Source organism: Enorma massiliensis phI (genome assembly GCF_000311845.1).
GTDB classification, from domain to species: domain Bacteria; phylum Actinomycetota; class Coriobacteriia; order Coriobacteriales; family Coriobacteriaceae; genus Enorma; species Enorma massiliensis.
Genome location: NZ_HE978575.1, coordinates 326,517 through 344,177, shown reverse-complemented (window position 1 = coordinate 344,177; position 17,661 = coordinate 326,517). Strand labels below are relative to the sequence as shown.

Sequence of the window (17,661 nt, the reverse complement as noted above, 5' to 3'; positions counted from 1 at the left end):
GGGGTCTTTTCATTTTCACGCCCATCACAGAGGGATTCGAACCCGCAGGGTCGCGAGCTGCGCAAAGCGCGCGAGCGTCTTTGCCAGCACGCGACGCAAGGCGGCAAAGCCGCCGCAGCGATCCAAAAAGGGCGCAACAGGCTTAGCCGGCTGCGCCCTTCTGGAAGCTTGCTAGCCCAAAGGCTTGCTAGCTCAAAACGGAGGTGAGGATCTGGGCGAGCTCGTCCACATCCTCCTTCGTGCAGATAAGCGGCGGCAGGAAGCGAAGGGTGTGGGCGCCCGTCGCGTTGATAACCGCGCCCGCTTCGAGAGCGGCGGTCACCACGTCGTGCGCATCCCCCGCACCCTCATCCAAATCGCAGCCGAGCATGAGGCCCGCGCCGCGCACCTCGACCACGTGCGGCACCTTCGCGAGTTGCTCGGCCATATAGGCGCCAACCTCGGCCGCCTTGCCAGCATACCCACCAATTACGAGCTCGCAGAGCGTAGACTCGGCAGCGGCCACGGCAAGACAGCTCCCGCCGAAGGTCGAGCCGTGATCTCCCGGCTTGAAGGCGTCCGCCACCTCCGCGCGCGCCACGCATGCGCCAGCCGGCACACCGCCCGCGATGCCCTTCGCCAGGCTCATGATATCCGGCACCACGTCCGCGTGCTGGATTGCGAACGGCTTCCCCGTGCGGAACACACCCGCCTGGACCTCGTCGGAGATGAGCACGCCGCCCACCTCGTGCACAAGGCGCGCCGCCTCTTGGACGAATGCCGCATCGAGCGGGTGCACGCCGCTTTCGCCCTGAATGGGCTCGAGCATGACGGCGCAGATCTCGCCTTCAAGCTGGGCAAAAACCTCGCGCAGCTCATCGATGTCGTTGGGCGTGCACGCCACGAACCCGCCCGGGAGCGGACGGAAGGTGTCCTGCAGGCGATTTTGCATGGTGGCGGCAAGCGTCTCGAGCGTACGGCCGTGGAAGCCGCCGCGCAGGCACACGATCGTGTTCCCACCGTTGCCGCACCGCTTGGCATACAGGCGCGCGAGCTTCATGGAGCACTCGTTGGCCTCGGCTCCCGAGTTGGAGAAGAAGGTTTTCCAAACCTGCTCGCCCTCTTGCGGGGCAGCAGCGGCACGCACGGCCTCGGCATCGCCCTCGGCGATAGCACGGGCAAGCACACCGGCGCCCGCAAGATCGTCGTTAGCAAGCTTGGAAAGCAGCGCCGCGACCTCGCCGCGATGCTCGATGTAGAAGTAATTCGATACGTGCATGAGCTCTGTGGCCTGGCGCTCAACCGCGCCGACCACCGCCGGATGCCCATGGCCCAGGCAGCATACCCCGATACCCGCCAGGAAGTCGAGGTATTCGCGGCCCTCGGCGTCCTTGAGTGTCATGCCGGAGCCTTCCACGAACTCCACCTGGCTCCTGCCGTATGTATGCATCACGAACTCGTTATCGAGCGCGCGCTCTTGATCGAATGTCATCGTCTTCTTCCTCTCCATTGTCTGGTATATCTCTCCGCCTAGCGCGACTCGGCGTCCTCATCCGTCTCTGCCAAGCGCGACGCGAATACGCCGAGCGGGTGGGGATGCCGGTCCTGCTCGTACGACTCCATCGTGGAATGCATCACGGTGCCCAAGCCGGTGTCGGTCAGGAGCTCGAGCAGCAGCGAATGCGGCGTGGTGCCGTTGATGATATGCGCACGGAACACCCCGCCGCGCAGCGCTCCCACGCACGATTGCAGCTTGGGAATCATGCCCTTGTCGATGTCGCCGCGCGCGAGCAGCGCCTCGGTCTCCTCGAGCGTGAGGTTCGAGATGAGCGAGGTCTTATCAGAGAAATCCTCGTAGAGGCCGTCGACATCCGTGAGGTAGATGATCTTGTGCGCGTGCACGGCCTTAGCGACGGCCCCCGCCGCAACGTCGGCGTTGATGTTGAAGAAGCCGCCGTCCTCCCCCTGCGCAACGGTCGCGACCACCGGGATATAGTCGTTATCCATGAGGCTCTCGAGGTAGTCGGCGTTGACGCGCGTAACACGCCCCACGCGGCCCAGGCCGGGATCGAGCTGCTCGGCAACGATCGTACCCGCATCGCTCCCCGAAACGCCCACCGCGACGTTGCCATGCTGGTTGATGGCTGCCACGAGCTCCTGGTTCACCTTGCCCACAAGAACCTCGCGCACGATCTCCATCGCTTCCGGCGTGGTCACGCGCTGGCCATCCTTGAACTCCACGGGAAGGTCGTAGTGCTTGAGCGCCTCGTTGATGGCTGCGCCGCCGCCGTGAACGATCACGATGCGCGCGCCGATGATCTTGAGCAGCAAGATGTCGCTCATCACATCCGAGCGCAGCTTGGCATCGACCATGGCAGCGCCGCCGTATTTGATCACGACCGTGCGGCCGGTGAGGCTCTTGATCCACGGCAGCGCCTCGAAGAGCAGCTGGGCGGTCTGGTCGCTATTGAGCGACGGCTTGGCATCGCGTGCGTACTTCATGCTCATCCTCCCATACGCCTGCGGGGCCCGGTCCGATCACCGGCCCGCGGTGGGTCAAAACAACCCCGTCCCAAAATGACCGGTTCACGAACGGTAGTCGGCGTTGATCGAAATGTAGTCGTGCGTGAAATCGCAGGTCCAGACCGTGGCTTGGGCATCGCCCGCGCCAAGATCCGCCGCGATGACGATCTCCGGCGCCTCGAACCGGCGCAGCGCCTCGTCCTCATCGAACGGCACCGTGAGACCGCCCCGGCACACGGGGATGTCCATGATGTCGATATCGACGTCCTCCTGGTTGAAGGCCACGCCGCACTTACCGAGCGCAGCCGCCACGCGGCCCCAGTTGCAGTCGTGGCCGGCCACGGCGGTCTTCACGAGCGGCGAGTTCGCGACCGCGCGGGCAGCGGTATCGGCATCCTGCGGCGTAGCGGCGCCCGAAACCGTAACGGTCACGAGCTTCGTAGACCCCTCGCCATCGGCGGCGATGCCACGGGCGAGCGCCTCGCACACCACATAGATGGCGCGCTCGAGCTCTTGGTAGGCATCGCTGCCCTCGTCGATGGGATCGAGCATCGGCGCAGCCTTGCCCGAGGCGAACATGATGCACGTATCGTTCGTCGAGGTGTCGGAATCGACCGTCACCCTGTTGAACGTCTGGTCCACGGCGGAGCGCAGCAAGCCGTGAAGGGTTTCCGGCCGCACGGGAGCATCGGTGGTGATGAGCGCGATCATGGTTGCCATGTTGGGCATGATCATGCCCGAGCCCTTGCAGCAGCCACCCACCGTGAACGTGCTGCCCAAATAGCCCGCAGCCTGGCTCTCGTAGGTGACGGCGTACTCCTTGGGGTGCGTGTCGGTCGTCATGATCGCAAGGGCCGCATCGGAGCCGCCCGCGCGGGAGAGCGCATCGGCAGCAGCGGGAATACCCTCTTCAAAGGGTTCGATGTCGAGAATCTGTCCGATGACACCCGTAGACGACACGAGCACCTGCTCGGGCTCGCAGCCCAGCACCTGGGAAGCGATGTCGCAGGTCTCGTGAGCGGCAGCGATGCCGGCTCCTCCCGTCGCCGCGTTGGCGTTGCCTGAGTTCACCACGACGCCGCGAGCCATGCCGTAGCCCACGCCGCCCAGATGGGCACGGCTCACCGTAACCGGGGCAGCGCAAAAGCGGTTCTGGGTGAAGGTGCCCGCGACCGGGCACACCTCGTCGGCAACGAGGAGCGCCATGTCGAGGCGCTTGGGATCCTTGCGGAAGCCCGCGTGCACGCCCGCCGCCGTGAATCCCAAAGCGCTCGTAACCCCTCCGTTGGGCACGGCGCGAATCCTCGCATCAAACTCATCGATATTCATAGGTCCATCCCTTTTGGTCCAGCTTCTACTTCGTCACAGTGTACCGAGCCGCGGCACCAGGGGCAACGACGGAAACCGCGCCCTTTGCGCCGACGGCACGCCTGCTACTTGCACCGGCAGCGTGCCTGCTACACCGGCAGCGCAACCAAAGGAAGGCCTCGTCGCTCGTCGAGCCCGAAGACGATGTTGGCGCACTGGACCGCCTGGCCCGCAGCGCCCTTGCAGAGATTGTCGATCGCGCCGATAGCGATGAGCGCCGACGCCTCGTGGTTCACCGCCAGACCGATCTGGCATGCGTTGCTGCCCGCCACCGACGATGTCTTGGGCACCTGGCCGGCGTCGAGCACGCGAACGAAGGGCCGCCCCTCATAGAAGCTGCGATAAGCGCTCACGGCCTCCTCGGCGGTGAGGCTCGCAGCAGACGGCGCGAGCGGCAAGGTGACGGTGGAGAGCAGGCCGCGCTTGAGCGGTGCCAGATGCGGCGTGAAGACCACACGCCCTGCCAGGCCGAGAATCTGCTCGATCTCGGGCGTATGGCGGTGGCGGCATACGTTGTAGGCCTCGACGTTCTCGTCGGCGCTGCAGTAGTGCGTGCGCGCGTTCGCCGACTTGCCCGCACCCGTGACACCCGAGATGGCATCGACCACCACAGGGCCGCCTTCCGCAACCCAGCCCATGCGCACCGCAGGTGCGGCGGCAAGCGATGTTGCCGTGGGAAAGCATCCCGCGCACGCCACGAGCGCGGGCGCGCCCGCTGCATGGCGCTCCGCCGCGCGATCGAGGTCTTCGGCAAAGAGCTCAGGAAGGCCGAAGGCACGGTCCTGCAGAAGCTCGGGCGAGGTGTGGGAGACGCCGTACCAGCGCTCGTAGGTCCCAGGATCGCTCAGGCGATAATCTGCCGAGAGGTCGATCACCGTCACGCCAGCATCCAGAAGCCCCGGTGCCGCAGCGAGCGCAGCCGTATGGGGAACGGCGAGGAACACCGCATCGCATGTGGTGAGCACGGGGTCGTCGTGCGTGGAGAAGACGAGGTCGCCGGCGCCTTCTACCCCGGCAAACGCAGGGTAGACGCTACCGAGCGCCTGCCCTGCATCGGCATTGGACGTAATCGCCCGAAGCTCGAAATCCGGGTGCCCGAGCAGGATGCGCGCAAGCTCCACGCCCGCATACCCTGCCGCTCCGACGATGCCCACCGTGTACGCCATAACTCCCCCGCAATCAAATCATGCAGAATACTGCATTCGAAAATCTTTCTTATGCAATAGCATGAAAGAGTATCACGATTGAGCGTGCGGAGTTATCCGTTAACCCCCTTGAAACCTTCTGGCAGCGCCGCAGATGGAAGCGCGGGGCGCCGTCGCGGCAACGCTATTCCGCGCCGAGCGCCGCCATGGTGATGTAGTTGTACGGCTGGTTGAAATGCGGCAGGAAGAAGATATCGAGCAGCTTGAGCTTGTCGATGGTCACGCCCTCCTCGATGGCGAGCGAGAACAGGTGAATGGCCATCGAGACGTCGTATTCGGAGGCGAGCTGCGCTCCCACCACGCGGCGGCTACCACGCTCGTAAACGATGCGAATCTTGACCTGCGCGTTCTCGCGCATGAATGCAGGGCGCTGGAGGTCTTCGAAATCGGTATAGAGCACCTCTAGCCCCGCCTTCTCGGCCGCACGGACCGAAAGGCCGGTAGAGCAGAGGTTCAGGCCCATAACGGAGATCGCGTTGGAGCCCTGCACGCCGATGGACTCGAGCGGCGTGCCGCCGATGTTGTGACCGGCAACGATGCCCGAGCGCACGGCATTGGTGGCGAGCGCGATGTAGGTAGTCGCGTGCAACGCGTTCGAGTAGACGGTCGCGCAATCGCCGATGGCGTAGACGTCTGGATCGCTCGTCTGCTGGTGACGGTCGACCAGATAGGCGCCGTTGTCAAAAAGCTCAAGATGGTCGCGACCGAGCGCGTTGTTCGGAATGAAACCGATGGCGTTCACCACGAGGTCAGCAGGAAAGCTGCCCTGCTCGGTGGTAATGGAGCGTACATGCCCCGTCTCGTCCCCCACGTAAGCGCAGACGGCCTCGCCAAAATGGCACTCGATTCCACCCTGGGCAAGGCGCTCGTCCATGAGAGCGGCGAACTCGGGATCGTAGTAGCTTGCAAGCGACGTGGGGGCAATGTCGAAGATGCGCACGTTCTTGCCACGACGCTTGGCCGCCTCGGCGATCTCGACGCCGATATACCCAGCGCCCACCACCGCGACGTCTTCCACGGAATCGTCGGAAATCTGACGATCAACCTCCTGGCCCTCTTGGAAGAGCTTGAGGAAATTGATGCCCGCGAGGTCGTGGCCGGGCAGCTTGGGCGCAATCGGGAGCGAGCCAGTTGCCAACACGAGCTTGTCGTACTTGATCGTAAAGTCGGCACCCGTGCGCGGGTGGCAGCTCACCAGGTGAGCGTCGAAATCAATGCTCGTGACCTCGGTCTCCATAAAAACTTGGGCGCCCTTGGCCTCAAATGCGTCCTTGTTGGTATAGAAGAGCTTGTCGACGGAATCGATCTGGCGGCCCACCCAAAGCGCGGTACCGCAGCCGAGATAACTCAAGTTGGTGTTACGGTCGATCATCACCACTTCTTGATCGGGATAGGTGTCGAGCAGCGTGTTGGCGGCAGCGATTCCGGCGTGGTTGGCTCCAACGATGACGGTCTTCATCTCATTCCCCTCTCTCGCGCTGGTAAGCGCAACTTGGACGTGCGAGGCTATTCGGTAGTTCGACCATATCGAAAATATGCTGCTTAAACAATATCAATTCTGTAAACGGCCCATAGGCACTCGGTAATAGGACGTGCGGCGGCGCGCGTGGCAGCACCTCGATCGTCACCGAACGAGAGCCCCATGCGCCCACAAGCCCCATGCGCCCGACAACGGATGGCTGAACGTGCTCCCTTATCGCTCTGCGAACTCCTTGATCTGGCGAAGCATACGCGTAGCCTCTTGCCTTCCCGCTATGTAGAGCTCGAGAAGCTTCGACGCGTCGCGCTCAACGTGCCCCACCGTTACCGGGTGAGGCGGCGCAACCACGAGAGCCCGCCCCTCGCGCTCGTAAGCCCAGATATGCTCGCGCTGCTCGTTGTAGCGCTCATGGCGTGTGGAGAGGGCATCGAGCAGATAGGGATAGGCGGCATAGCGGGCGCGTGCTGCGGGCATGAGCTCGTACGGAGACTTGCGGTAGCCTCGGTGCTGGGTGAGCACCACGATCGCGCGGTCATACCCCTCCTCCTCGAGCACGTGCTCGATAGGCACGGAATCGGCCACGCCGCCGTCGAGGTAGAGGCTGCCATTTAGCTCAACGGGCTGTGTGACCAGAGGAAGCGAGGTTGAGGCGCGAACCACATCGATGTCGAGCGAGGCGTCTTGCACCTCGGGGTACTCGGCCGTACCGAACATGATGTTCGTGACGGTGGCGAATAGCTTCATGGGGTTTGCGCGATACGCCTCGTTGTCAAACGGGTCGATGCGGTCCTGAACATCGAAGAGCAGGAAGTCGTACCCGATCAAGCTTCCGTTCGCCGCAAGCGCGCGCGACCCCACGTAGCGTTGATCATCACAGAACGCGAGGTTGATACGGTTGACGCGCCCGATTTGACGCGATTTGTAGTTCAGGCCGTTCAGCGCGCCCGCAGACACACCGTAGCAGGCGGGAAGGTCGACGCCCTGTTCGAGCATGACATCGATCACGCCCGCCGTGAACTGCCCGCGAAAGCTGCCGCCCTCGAGGATGAGCGCGCATTTGCCCGCACCCGCCGATTTGCCCGCTCCCGGCCCGGCGGCGTTTTCACCGGTACCGAAGTCGCTTGAAGCCGGCATGGCAGCGCTCGCTCCGCCGCCTTGCCAAGGGCTGTCGTGATGTCCGACCTCATGTGTATCCTGCTGCATGTCCGCACCCTTTTCGTATCGTATGCATCGCTGTGCTTCAGGCTCTTCTACCCCATTAGCCTCTACATACGCCCGCATCTCGAATCTGCGAAGAAAGACATCGGCCCGACGAGGCGCACATCGCGAGCGGACGGGGCGGATATGCCCGCTCGAACGGAGCCAATTGCCGGGGTACGGAGCCCCGTCAGGTATTTTGCGTACAACAAAAAAGCAGGTAGATAGCGATATCTACCTGCTGTAACAGTTGGTGGAGGCGCGGAGAATCGAACTCCGGTCCACGAAAGCCCCCTGATCGGCATCTCCAGGCTCAGTCACTGGTTTAATCTCGGACGCGTTGCGCGCAGTGACACGCTCGCGGCATCCCAACCGGTTCAGTCTTAGCCCGCGCCATACCGATTACGTGCGCGGGAGCATTCCCCTAACATGACACCGCGCCCGGGGCGGGGAATTCCCGGGTTTGGCGTGCCGCTAATTAATTAAGCAGCAAGAGCCAGCTGGGGCTCGTAAGAAGAATTCTTGTCAATTCATTTTGACAGTACCCCTGTTTAGCGTGGCGAGGAGACCACGGCCTGCTTCCTCTCTCAGAGCTATCGTGTCGAAACCAGTCGCCCCCGAAGGACGGTCTGGGCAAGCCGCATCGCAGAGGCGCACCGCGCCGGCATGCGAGCAACCGCACTCGACCTGTCAAAGAACGCGCCGGACGCAGCTCGCAAAGCACGCGTTGTCCGGGTGAGTATTGTAGTGTACCACGCACGGGCCCCGCATATACCCCTGCCGCGGCGAATTCAATCCCATGGGCAGCACGCATGCCGACCCCGTCGCTGCGTCACGCACGTTCGCGGCGAGCTCCGCGCTCCGTGCGCAGCAGAGCATCGACCAGACGGTTATCGTCATCGTCGGGAGAACCAAGCGGCAAGCCGCACGCCTCAAAGAAGTGGCTGCCAGCAAACTGCCGCGCGCGGAACGAGTCGTGCTCGCCGTCATCGAGATACCTCACACGGCTCCGGCAATCCGTCGTGCCGCAGAATAACGGCCCATGGCTCCGAACGTAATCGATATAGAGCGGCTCATCGGACCAAAGCAGCACGCCTGCCATGTTCTCGAGTTCGTACGCCGTCGCATACTCGCGCCAACGCGCCTCGCGATAGCGAACATAACGGTCGAGCACCGAAGCCATCCGCGTCACGCGCGCAAGCGTACTCGCCGCCGACATCACATCCATCTTGTCCGTAGCCGCAAGCCCACACGCCGTGCCCAACTCCGCAAGCGCGCCCTCGCGCTCCTTCCCCTCAAGAAGCACCGCCGGCACCGTGAGCTTCATCGACTCGTCCGGGAAAAGCTCAATCGCCGAATGCGGCATCATGTCCGCAAACGCCACCGACGCACGAAAGATGAGCGAATCGTGCGCATGCTGGATATGGCAGCTGAACCCCTGGGCCTCGAAAGCTCGGCGCATGGCATCGGCGCGGGCGTTGATCACCTCGCGCGACGAGGTTTCCCGCGTGGAACCCGTTCGGAAGAGGTACAAATCGAACAACGGCACCGCGGACGAGAAGTAGACCGTTCGGCGGCAGAAATCGGTAATCTGCGCCGCACGACGCGTCGCCTTGTCGTAGAGCTCCACAAGCGCAGAACCAGCGGCGGGCCCGGACGTCGAGCCCTCGCGAATCTCCACCACGCCATCGGCCACATAGGGCGGAAAACGCCCTTCATCTACACGCACCACGACAACCCCCTGGTCGGGAGCATCGGGATCGGCGATGAAGCGCACATCGAAGGGAGGGGCGGGAGAAACGTGCCTGCGGCACAGCTCCCCGATAAGCTGGCCGTAGTCCGCCGAAAGGCGCGGAACGGGGCACACGGCATGGTCGTCATCCGCGATGCCGATGACCAGCCACCCTCCCCGTGAATTAGCAAACGACGCGATGATCTTAGGAATCTTGCGCTTCACGCCCACCGTGAGCGACTGCTTGAACTCAAGCACATAGCCTTCGTCCATATCGGCGAGCTGAGCAAGGTCGGCAAACGTCACGTTGGCCAAATCCTTGGGATTGCCTTGGTCGTCGGTAAACGGGCTGAACGTCATGCACACCGCCTCCTGCGCAGTCAGTCTTTCGACCGTTATACCCATGAAACGCGCGGGTGCTAAGGACGGCAGCGGAACGGCTCGCCTCGTAAGAAGCTGCCGTCAACATGTTCGAGCCTCGAATCAGTGGGTTTATACGACCATGACGGCTTTCATGGTCGCCCGCGCGGGGCTTCCATGCCGTCAATCATGATCGCCTGCACGGGGTTTAGGACAACGGGGCTTCTGCACCGCGCCGCTCAGGCCGCGACCCACGGAGCAAAACGTGTACACGAGCGTCAAAAAATGCCTTATTTCGAGCTTTTCGTGACGCTCGTGTACACGTTTTTCATAGCAAAAAGCAGGCGGGACATCGTCCCACCCGCTTGAAAGCCGAGAGCGCTTTGTCTACCGGGCAGCCGGCGAGTTGCTCTTCCCCTGCCGGGCAGCCGGCGAGCCGCACTTCGCTTGCAGAGCCGCAAACGGGCCGCTTTTGCCTACCGGCCGTCGAAAACCCTACGACAGTGCCTGGCGCAAGAGCTCGTTGAAGAGCTTGGGATTGCCCTGCCCCTTGCTCGCCCGCATGCATTGCCCAACAAGGAAGCCGAGCACCTTTTGGTTGCCGTCGCGATACTGCTGGGCCTGGTCGGGGCAGTTGGCAAGCACCTCGTCAACGTACGCCTGAAGCGCCCCGGCGTCGCTCACCTGGCGCATGCCGCGCTCGTCCACAATCTTTTCGGGGTCGTCGCCCGTCTGGGCCATGGCCTCGAAGACCTCGTGTCCCTGGTTCGAGCTGATGGCATCCGAGGCAAGCAGCTTGGCGAGCGATGCCACCTGCGCGGGCTCGAGCCCCGATTCCGCAAGCGTGCAACCCGCGGCCCGAAGATGGGCGGGCAGCTCGTTCACGATGAGGTTCGCGACCGTCTGGGCCTCCTTGCCCGCCGCGACCACGCCTGCCGCCGTCTCGAAGAACGCAGCGGTCTCGGGGTCGCCGGCAATCTGCTCGGCGTCGGCGCGCTTGATCCCGAAGTCGCGCTCGTAGCGATCGCGCTTGGCGTCCGGCAACTCGGGAATCTCCGCACGGCAATGCTCGATGAAGGCATCCGAAAGGTCGAAGGGCGCAAGGTCGGGATCCGGGAAGAGCCGGTAGTCGTCCGCCGTCTCCTTGGTGCGCATGACCACCGTGCGCTTGCGGCTGGGCTCCCAGTGGCGCGTCTCCTGGTAGATCTCGCCGCCCTCCTCGAGCACCTCCGCCTGGCGGCAGATCTCGTACGCAAGACCGTCGTGCAGCGCCTTGAAGGAGTTGAGGTTCTTGAGCTCGGTCTTCGTGCCCAGCTTGGAGCTGCCGCGGCGGCGCAGGCTCACGTTGCCATCGCAGCGCATGGAGCCCTTCTCCATCGAACAGTCCGAGATGCCGAGCGTGAGGAAGATGCGGCGGAGCTTCTCCATGAAGAGGCGCGCCTCCTCCGGCGTGCGCAGGTCGGGCTCGGTGACGAGTTCGATGAGCGGCGTACCGCAGCGGTTGTAGTCGATAAGGCTCTCTGCCGCCCCACCGATGCGGCCCTCTTCACCGCCCACGTGCACCATCTTGGCGGCATCTTCCTCCATGTGGATGCGCAGGATTCGGATGGGGACGGTATAGGAGCCGTCCTCGTGGCGCACCGGGACCGCGAGGTTCGCGGTGTCGTACCCGCTCATGCCCGCCAGCGCCGATGTGGCACCTTCTGCTGCCTCTTCTGGGGCGGGGTCATTTTGGCTCATCGTCGACACGGCGCCGGCATGGTCCGGCTTAACAGACGAACCCGCGCCCGATGCCATGCCTTCGGGAAGGTCGCGAGACATCGCGGTCGAGAGGCCCACGGCGTTGGCGCTCGCGCTGGCAAGGCTCTCGGCCTCCGCATCTCCGAACGCGCACTCCGGGCGCTCTGCGGCGCCGCGGCCGGTAACCTCCAGATCGAGCCGGCCATGCATGGCGAAGGCCACCGGACCCTGCGTGGTCTGGAAGTTCTTCGCCATATCCGGATAGAAGTAGTGTTTGCGGTAGAACATCGAATGCTTCTGGATCTCGCAGTTGGTGGCGAGGCCCGCCTTCACGATGTACTCGATCGCGCGCTCGTTGGGCACGGGGAGCGCCCCGGGCAGGCCCAGGCAGACCGGGCACACATTGGTGTTCGGCTCGTCGTCGTGGCCAATCTTGCAGCCGCAGAACATCTTGGTGTCGAGCGTCGTGAGCTCGGTATGAATCTCAAGACCGATTACGGCCTCCCAGTCCTTCAGAACCTCGCTGAGCTCCTTCATGCGAGCTCACCTCCCTTCCCAGCGAATGCGGGCGCACAGGGCGCCCCGAGCCGGCCACCGCGCTCCGCGTCGGCAACCCCCGCACCCCATGCGCCCGGCGTGGCAGCCACCGCACGCTCGAGCGCGGAGCCGAACGCGATGAGTCGCTCGTCCTTGAATGCCGGTGCCACAAGCTGCGCGGCAACCGGCAGGCCAGATTCCTCGCCCACGCCCAAAGGAACGGTCATGCCGCCGTTGCCCGCGATGTTAATCGAGATGGTGTACATATCGGAGAGGTACATCTGCGTGGGGTCGCTGATCTCGCCATGCTTGAACGCGGTGCGCGGCGCCGCGGGCATAAGGATGACGTCGACTTGCTCGTACGCGCGGGCGTAATCCTCGGTGATGAGCGTGCGCGCCTTCTGGGCAGCGTAATAGTACTTGTCGTAAATGCCGCTGGAGAGCAGGTACGCGCCGAGCATCTGACGGCGCTTGGCCTCCGCGCCGAAGCCGTGCGCGCGCGAAAGCGAACTCTGCGCCGCAAGCGTGGTGCAGCCCGGCTCCTGGTAGCCGTAGCGCACGCCGTCGAAGCGGGCGAGATTGCTGAATGCCTCGGCCGGGCCGATCACATAATATGCGGCGATGGCAGCGTCGAGGTGCGGGAGGTCTACGTCCACGAGCTCAGCACCCGCGGCCTCGAGGGCACGAGCTGCCTCCTCGACGGCACGACGCACCTCCGCTGTGAGGCCCTCGGCCTCCATGAACGCGGGAATGATGCCCACGCGCTTGCCAGCGATGCTCGCCCCCACATGCTCGGCAAAAACTGCCGGAACCTCTTGCGCGGTGGAATCGAACGGATCGGAGCCGCCCGCCACGAGCGCATCCATGGCGAGCGCCACGTCCTCGACCGTGCGCCCGAAGGGCCCCACCTGGTCGAGCGAGCTGCCAAAGGCAACCACACCATAACGACTCACGGCGCCGTACGTGGGCTTCATGCCCACCACGCCGCAGAACGCCGCCGGCTGGCGGATGGAGCCGCCCGTATCGGAGCCGAGCGCGATGGGTGTCATGCCCGCGGCAACGGAAGCCGCCGAGCCGCCCGACGAACCGCCCGGCACGCACGCGGTATTCCACGGATTGTTCGTGGGATGGAAGGCCGAGGTATCTGTCGAGGAGCCGAATGCGAACTCGTCCATATTCGCCTTACCCACGGGCACGCAGCCCGCGTCGAGCATGCGCTGGACACAGGTGGCGGTGTAGGGGCTCTCGTAGGTCTCGAGCATACGGGAGGCGCAGGTCGTGCGCGTGCCCGCGAGGTTCATGTTGTCCTTGATGGCGAACGGCACGCCCGCAAGCGGCGGCAAGGGTTCGCCCGCCGCGCGCGCGGCATCCACGCGTTTCGCGGCAGCCAGAGCGAGTTCGGGCGTGACCTGCAGGAACGCCTGAATCTGTGGGTCGCGAGCATCAACGGCGGCAAGTGCAGCCTGAGCGACCTCGACGGCGGAGTACTCGCCGGCGGCAATGCCCGCCGCGATCTGCGCGGCAGAGAGGGTGTCGATGGCAGCCATTACTCCTCCTCCCCCAAGATCGAAGGCACGCGGAAGCTGCGGTCGCGCGCGCTGCCGGCATTGCCCAAAGCGGCCTCGATGCCAAGCGCGCGCCCGGTATCCGGGATGTCGTCGCGCATGACGTTCGAAAGGCTTCCGATGGGATGGAACGTGGGATCGATATCGGGCAGGTTATAGGCGAGCACGGGCTCGAGCATCGCGACGGCGTCGTTCAGGTAGGCGCACATCTCGGTAAGCTCGTCGCCCTCGAGCGCGATGCGCGCGTAGTCTGCGATACCGCGCACGTCGTCTTCGCTGAGTGCCATGAGCGCTCCTTCCGGTTGCATGAATGCGCTCTATTATACGTTGCCTCGGCTCAGCGGCCACCGGAGGCGCGCGTCGTCCCAAGTGGAAACACAGGGCGCGCCAGGCGGAGCCCTCGCAACCATGCCCGCGCTTCCATCAGCGGCTCGTGCCTCGAGCCCTTCCGAATATAAGTAAACGAGATTTGCGTTTAGTGTCCGTCATGCAGCCCCACACCCGCCTGATGGGAGGCTCCTATGAACACCATGCAACTGAGCTGCTTTGTCGAGGTGGCCGCGCAGCTCTCGTTTTCCAAGGCGGCCGAGGCGCTCCACGTGTCGCAGCCCACGGTGAGCCACCAGATCAAGGCACTCGAAGACGAACTGGGTTGCGCGCTGCTCGTGCGAAGCACGCGCACCGTCTGCCTCACGGACGACGGCTTTGCCTTTCTTGAATACGCAAACGACATCCTCGACCTTGCCGCACGCGCCGAGCGTCGCTTGAAACACAAGCAGCGCCCGAGCTCGCAGCAGCTTCGCATCGGCGTGCATGACGGCCTTGAGGCGCAGCTTATCGCCTCTGCCCTCAAGCGCATGAATGCTGAGGTCGAGGGGTTCGATCCGGTGATTCGCATGGCGCCCATGAGCGCGCTGCGCTCGATGCTCGAGAACGGCCTAGTCGACGTGCTGCTCGAGAGCCGCGATCCCGCGGGCGAACCCGATGCGGCGTCGGTCTTCCGGCGGCTCATGGAACGCCCTGCCGGATTGCTCTCGCGAAAGGCGCGCAGCACAAACGGGCCACGTATCCTTAGCAGTGCCCACAGCATACTCTCTGCTGCGAACCGATTACTGCGCACCGACTGCTCAACGAGCCCGGCAACCATATGTCACCATTCGGTTTCCCGCCAAACCGCACGGCGCGCGTGGCGTACACTCAGCGTTGACTGAACACGCAGCGGGGGCCCCGCATCCCGCTTGCCACCGAGGAGGCTTCATGAACACCCAACGTATCGATCGCGTGCGCGCTAACTTGCAGGCACGCGACCTCGACCAGCTGCTTATCGTCGACCCGCTCTCCATCTGGTGGCTCACGGGCTATTACACCGAGCCGTACGAACGCCTGCTGGCACTCTACCTGCCCCGCACCGGCGTACCGACGCTCTTCGTAAACCGGCTCTTCCCCGATGCCTCAAACACGGGGGCGCGCATCGTCTCGCATTCCGATACGGACGACCCGATCCCCATGCTCTCGGCGGTCATCGACCCCACGCGCCCGCTGGGCGTCGATAAGGAACTCTCCGCTCGCTGGCTCGTCCCGCTCATGCAAGCGGGGGCCGCACGCGCCTTCGTGCTCGCCTCGGATGCCGTCGACGACGCCCGCGCCATCAAAGACGCCCGCGAGCAGGAGCTCATGCGCGCCGCCTCCGCGGCAAACGACGAGGCCATGGCATGGCTCGTTGAGCAGGTTCGTCCCGGCGTTACCGAGCTTGCCATCGCCGAGGGCCTCCTTGGCACGTACCGGCGCCTGGGAGCCGAGGACCATTCGTTCTCGCCCATCGTGAGCTTTGGCCCGAACGCCGCCGACCCGCACCACGAACCCGACGAAACGGCGCTCGCCGCGGGCGACATGGTGCTCTTCGACGTGGGTTGCAAGCGCGATTGGTACTGCTCGGACATGACGCGCACGTTCTTCACGGCCGAGCCCACCGAACACCAGCGGGCCGTGTACGAGACGGTGCTTCGCGCCAACGAGGCAGCCGAGGCCATCGTGCGGCCCGGCGTCACCTTCGCCGAGATCGATCTCACCGCGCGGCGCATCATCGAAGACGCCGGCTGGGGTCCGCAGTTCAACCATCGCCTGGGCCACCAGATCGGTCTTCAAGATCATGAGCCCGGCGATGTCTCGGCCACGCACGATGAGCCGGTGCAGCCGGGCATGTGCTTCTCCATCGAGCCGGGTATCTACCTGCCGGGAGACCTGGGAGTTCGCATCGAGGACCTCGTCATCGTGACCGAGGACGGCTGCGAGGTGCTCAACCGCTACCCCAAGGGCGTGCAAATCATCGGTTAGCAGAGAAAGCCACAGGGCGCACAGCAAAAGAGGGCCCGCCCCGGACCGTGTCCGAGGCGGGCCCCCGCGCATGCAGCGTTGCAGCGTTTACGTTAGAAGTCCACGTCCACGTCGTTGTAGACGCACTCGAGGAGCTTCTCCATCTCCTCGGGCGTTGGCTGGCGCGGGTTGGAGCCAGTGCAGGCGTCGCCGATGGCGTCGACGGCGATGCGGCTCTTCTTCTCCTCGAACTCGGCGTAGTCGATGATGGACTCGTCGGCCTTCACGCCGCCCTTGCCGTAGTTCTTGATGCCCTGCGGGATGTCCAGCTTGTCGTTGAGGTCGCGGATCTCCTGCACGAGGGCGGCCACGAGCTCGTCCTCGGTCTCACCGGCGAGGTGCAGGACCTCCTTGGCGATGTAGGCGTAGCGGCTCTTGGCGCGGGCGTCCTTGGCGTTGAACTGGATGACCTTGCCAAGGTACATGGCGTTGGCGCAACCATGGATGATGTGGTCACCGGTGAAGGCAGCACCGGTCTTGTGCGCCATGGAGTGCACGATGCCGAGCAGGCCAGAGGAGAAGGCGATACCGGCGATGCACTGAGCCTCGTGCATGTGCTGACGGGCCTCCTTGTCGCCCTGGTAGCTCTTGGGCAGCCACTCGACGATCTCGCGGATGGCGTGCAGCGCGTTGGCGTCGGTGAACATGGAGCCCGCGGTGGAGACATAGGCCTCGATGGCGTGGGTCAGCGCGTCCATACCGGTGTGCGCGCAGAGCTTCTGCGGCATGGTGTAGGTAAGCTCGGGGTCAACGATGGCCACGTCAGGCGTGATGTTGAAGTCGGCGAGCGGGTACTTGATGCCCTTCTCGTAGTCCGTGATGACGGAGAACGCGGTGACCTCGGTCGCGGTACCGGAGGTCGAGGCGATGGCGCAGAACTTGGCCTTGGTGCGGAGCTCGGGGAAGCTGAACGGCACGATGGCCTGCTCGAAGGTCTCCTCCGGATACTCATAGAACAGCCACATGGCCTTGGCGGCGTCGATAGGGCTGCCGCCGCCGATGGCGACGATCCAGTCGGGCTGGAAGGCCTCCATGGCCTTCGCGCCCTTCATGACGGTCTCGACGGACGGGTCGGACTCGACGCCCTCGAAGATCTCGACCTCGAAGCCGGCCTCCTTGAGGTCCGCCTCGACATCCTGCAGGAAGCCGCCGCGGCGCATGGAGCCGCCACCGGTGACGATCATGGCACGAGAGCCCTTGAGGTTCTTCACCTCATGACGGGCGCCCTCACCAAAGTACAGGTCGCGCGGGTTGGTAAAACGTCCCATATGTGCCTCCAAACACAAGCCTCTCTCGGCTTGATTACTCACGAGACCGCTCATTCGGCCCCGTTAGGACCACCATAGACCGGGCGCAATCTCCCCGGAAACCTGCGGCTCGCACAGCTCGGAACCGCCCCGGGCTTCTCGCTCATCCCTGTCACCAACGGACATTCTACCGCGCGGAAACATTTTGTATTCAGTCGATTGCATAAAAGAGGGGGTCTTTAGCCTCGCGGGAAATGCGAGGAGTTGAAATTGATCACACGCGGAGCACAGTGCTGGATGCGCCCGTGACACAGCGCGCGATGCACGTTATCGGACGGGGTTGGAGCGCCGCCCG

The 17,661-nt window shown here is 64.1% G+C and carries 13 protein-coding genes and 1 other RNA gene; 2 read left to right on the top strand and 12 right to left on the bottom strand.

Translation table 11 applies throughout. The features are described from left to right. Nucleotides 1-187: 187 nt before the first annotated feature. The 11 genes from HGEM_RS08165 to HGEM_RS08115 form a co-directional block, all read right to left on the bottom strand. A complete protein-coding gene (locus HGEM_RS08165) occupies nt 188-1,471 on the bottom strand; it encodes an aminotransferase class III-fold pyridoxal phosphate-dependent enzyme (RefSeq protein ID WP_019128941.1) in 1,284 nt (427 codons plus the stop codon). 38 nt (nt 1,472-1,509) lie between these two features. After that, complete coding sequence (argB, locus tag HGEM_RS08160) at nt 1,510-2,481, bottom strand: acetylglutamate kinase (RefSeq protein WP_019128940.1); 972 nt, start codon at nt 2,479-2,481, stop codon at nt 1,510-1,512. A gap of 84 nt (nt 2,482-2,565) precedes the next feature. After that, nucleotides 2,566-3,831 carry a bifunctional glutamate N-acetyltransferase/amino-acid acetyltransferase ArgJ gene (gene argJ, locus HGEM_RS08155; protein ID WP_019128939.1) on the bottom strand — a complete coding sequence of 422 codons (1,266 nt, stop codon included), beginning with the start codon at nt 3,829-3,831 and terminating at the stop codon, nt 2,566-2,568. A gap of 128 nt (nt 3,832-3,959) precedes the next feature. Next, a complete protein-coding gene (argC, locus tag HGEM_RS08150) occupies nt 3,960-5,036 on the bottom strand; it encodes an N-acetyl-gamma-glutamyl-phosphate reductase (RefSeq protein ID WP_019128938.1) in 1,077 nt (358 codons plus the stop codon). A gap of 163 nt (nt 5,037-5,199) precedes the next feature. Continuing rightward, a complete protein-coding gene (nox, locus tag HGEM_RS08145; protein WP_019128937.1) occupies nt 5,200-6,534 on the bottom strand; it encodes a H2O-forming NADH oxidase in 1,335 nt (444 codons plus the stop codon). Between the two features lie 234 nt (nt 6,535-6,768). Further along, the gene (locus tag HGEM_RS08140; protein ID WP_019128936.1) at nt 6,769-7,758 is read right to left on the bottom strand and encodes a patatin-like phospholipase family protein; all 990 of its coding nucleotides are present in this window, start codon (nt 7,756-7,758) and stop codon (nt 6,769-6,771) included. A 245-nt stretch (nt 7,759-8,003) separates the two neighbouring features. Next, nucleotides 8,004-8,371, bottom strand: a transfer-messenger RNA (tmRNA) gene (gene ssrA / locus HGEM_RS10080). 213 nt (nt 8,372-8,584) lie between these two features. Then, nucleotides 8,585-9,844, bottom strand: a complete 1,260-nt coding sequence (locus tag HGEM_RS08130; RefSeq protein ID WP_019128935.1) for an AlbA family DNA-binding domain-containing protein — start codon at nt 9,842-9,844, stop codon at nt 8,585-8,587. Nucleotides 9,845-10,339: 495 nt separating this feature from the next. After that, on the bottom strand, nt 10,340-12,121 hold the full coding sequence (gatB, locus tag HGEM_RS08125) for an Asp-tRNA(Asn)/Glu-tRNA(Gln) amidotransferase subunit GatB (protein ID WP_019128933.1): 1,782 nt from the start codon (nt 12,119-12,121) through the stop codon (nt 10,340-10,342). Further along, nucleotides 12,118-13,668: an Asp-tRNA(Asn)/Glu-tRNA(Gln) amidotransferase subunit GatA gene (gene gatA, locus HGEM_RS08120; protein ID WP_019128932.1), complete on the bottom strand. Its 1,551-nt coding sequence runs from the start codon at nt 13,666-13,668 to the stop codon at nt 12,118-12,120. The genes gatB and gatA overlap by 4 nt, the downstream gene beginning before the upstream one ends. Then, the gene (locus HGEM_RS08115; protein ID WP_019128931.1) at nt 13,668-13,973 is read right to left on the bottom strand and encodes an Asp-tRNA(Asn)/Glu-tRNA(Gln) amidotransferase subunit GatC; all 306 of its coding nucleotides are present in this window, start codon (nt 13,971-13,973) and stop codon (nt 13,668-13,670) included. Before HGEM_RS08115 ends, gatA begins: the two co-directional genes overlap by 1 nt. Before the next feature lie 234 nt (nt 13,974-14,207). Between HGEM_RS08115 and HGEM_RS08110 the strand changes: the two genes are divergently transcribed. Together HGEM_RS08110 and HGEM_RS08105 are read left to right on the top strand one after the other, a co-directional pair. Then, nucleotides 14,208-14,897: a LysR family transcriptional regulator gene (locus HGEM_RS08110; RefSeq protein ID WP_019128930.1), complete on the top strand. Its 690-nt coding sequence runs from the start codon at nt 14,208-14,210 to the stop codon at nt 14,895-14,897. 46 nt (nt 14,898-14,943) lie between these two features. Continuing rightward, nucleotides 14,944-16,020, top strand: a complete 1,077-nt coding sequence (locus HGEM_RS08105; RefSeq protein ID WP_019128929.1) for a M24 family metallopeptidase — start codon at nt 14,944-14,946, stop codon at nt 16,018-16,020. 92 nt (nt 16,021-16,112) lie between these two features. Here HGEM_RS08105 and HGEM_RS08100 read toward each other — a convergent pair whose 3' ends face one another. Continuing rightward, nucleotides 16,113-17,327, bottom strand: coding sequence for an iron-containing alcohol dehydrogenase (locus HGEM_RS08100; protein ID WP_019128928.1), 1,215 nt, complete (start codon nt 17,325-17,327; stop codon nt 16,113-16,115). Between the last annotated feature and the right edge of the window lie 334 nt (nt 17,328-17,661).

Bases quoted from the DNA above. Each gene is read 5' to 3' on its own strand.
- HGEM_RS08165 (WP_019128941.1), bottom strand. From the start codon at position 1,471: ATGACATTCGATCAAGAGCGCGCGCTCGATAACGAGTTCGTGATGCAT.
- argB (WP_019128940.1), bottom strand. From the start codon at position 2,481: ATGAAGTACGCACGCGATGCCAAGCCGTCGCTCAATAGCGACCAGACC.
- argJ (WP_019128939.1), bottom strand. From the start codon at position 3,831: ATGAATATCGATGAGTTTGATGCGAGGATTCGCGCCGTGCCCAACGGA.
- argC (WP_019128938.1), bottom strand. From the start codon at position 5,036: ATGGCGTACACGGTGGGCATCGTCGGAGCGGCAGGGTATGCGGGCGTG.
- nox (WP_019128937.1), bottom strand. From the start codon at position 6,534: ATGAAGACCGTCATCGTTGGAGCCAACCACGCCGGAATCGCTGCCGCC.
- HGEM_RS08140 (WP_019128936.1), bottom strand. From the start codon at position 7,758: ATGCAGCAGGATACACATGAGGTCGGACATCACGACAGCCCTTGGCAA.
- HGEM_RS08130 (WP_019128935.1), bottom strand. From the start codon at position 9,844: ATGACGTTCAGCCCGTTTACCGACGACCAAGGCAATCCCAAGGATTTG.
- gatB (WP_019128933.1), bottom strand. From the start codon at position 12,121: ATGAAGGAGCTCAGCGAGGTTCTGAAGGACTGGGAGGCCGTAATCGGT.
- gatA (WP_019128932.1), bottom strand. From the start codon at position 13,668: ATGGCTGCCATCGACACCCTCTCTGCCGCGCAGATCGCGGCGGGCATT.
- HGEM_RS08115 (WP_019128931.1), bottom strand. From the start codon at position 13,973: ATGGCACTCAGCGAAGACGACGTGCGCGGTATCGCAGACTACGCGCGC.
- HGEM_RS08110 (WP_019128930.1), top strand. From the start codon at position 14,208: ATGAACACCATGCAACTGAGCTGCTTTGTCGAGGTGGCCGCGCAGCTC.
- HGEM_RS08105 (WP_019128929.1), top strand. From the start codon at position 14,944: ATGAACACCCAACGTATCGATCGCGTGCGCGCTAACTTGCAGGCACGC.
- HGEM_RS08100 (WP_019128928.1), bottom strand. From the start codon at position 17,327: ATGGGACGTTTTACCAACCCGCGCGACCTGTACTTTGGTGAGGGCGCC.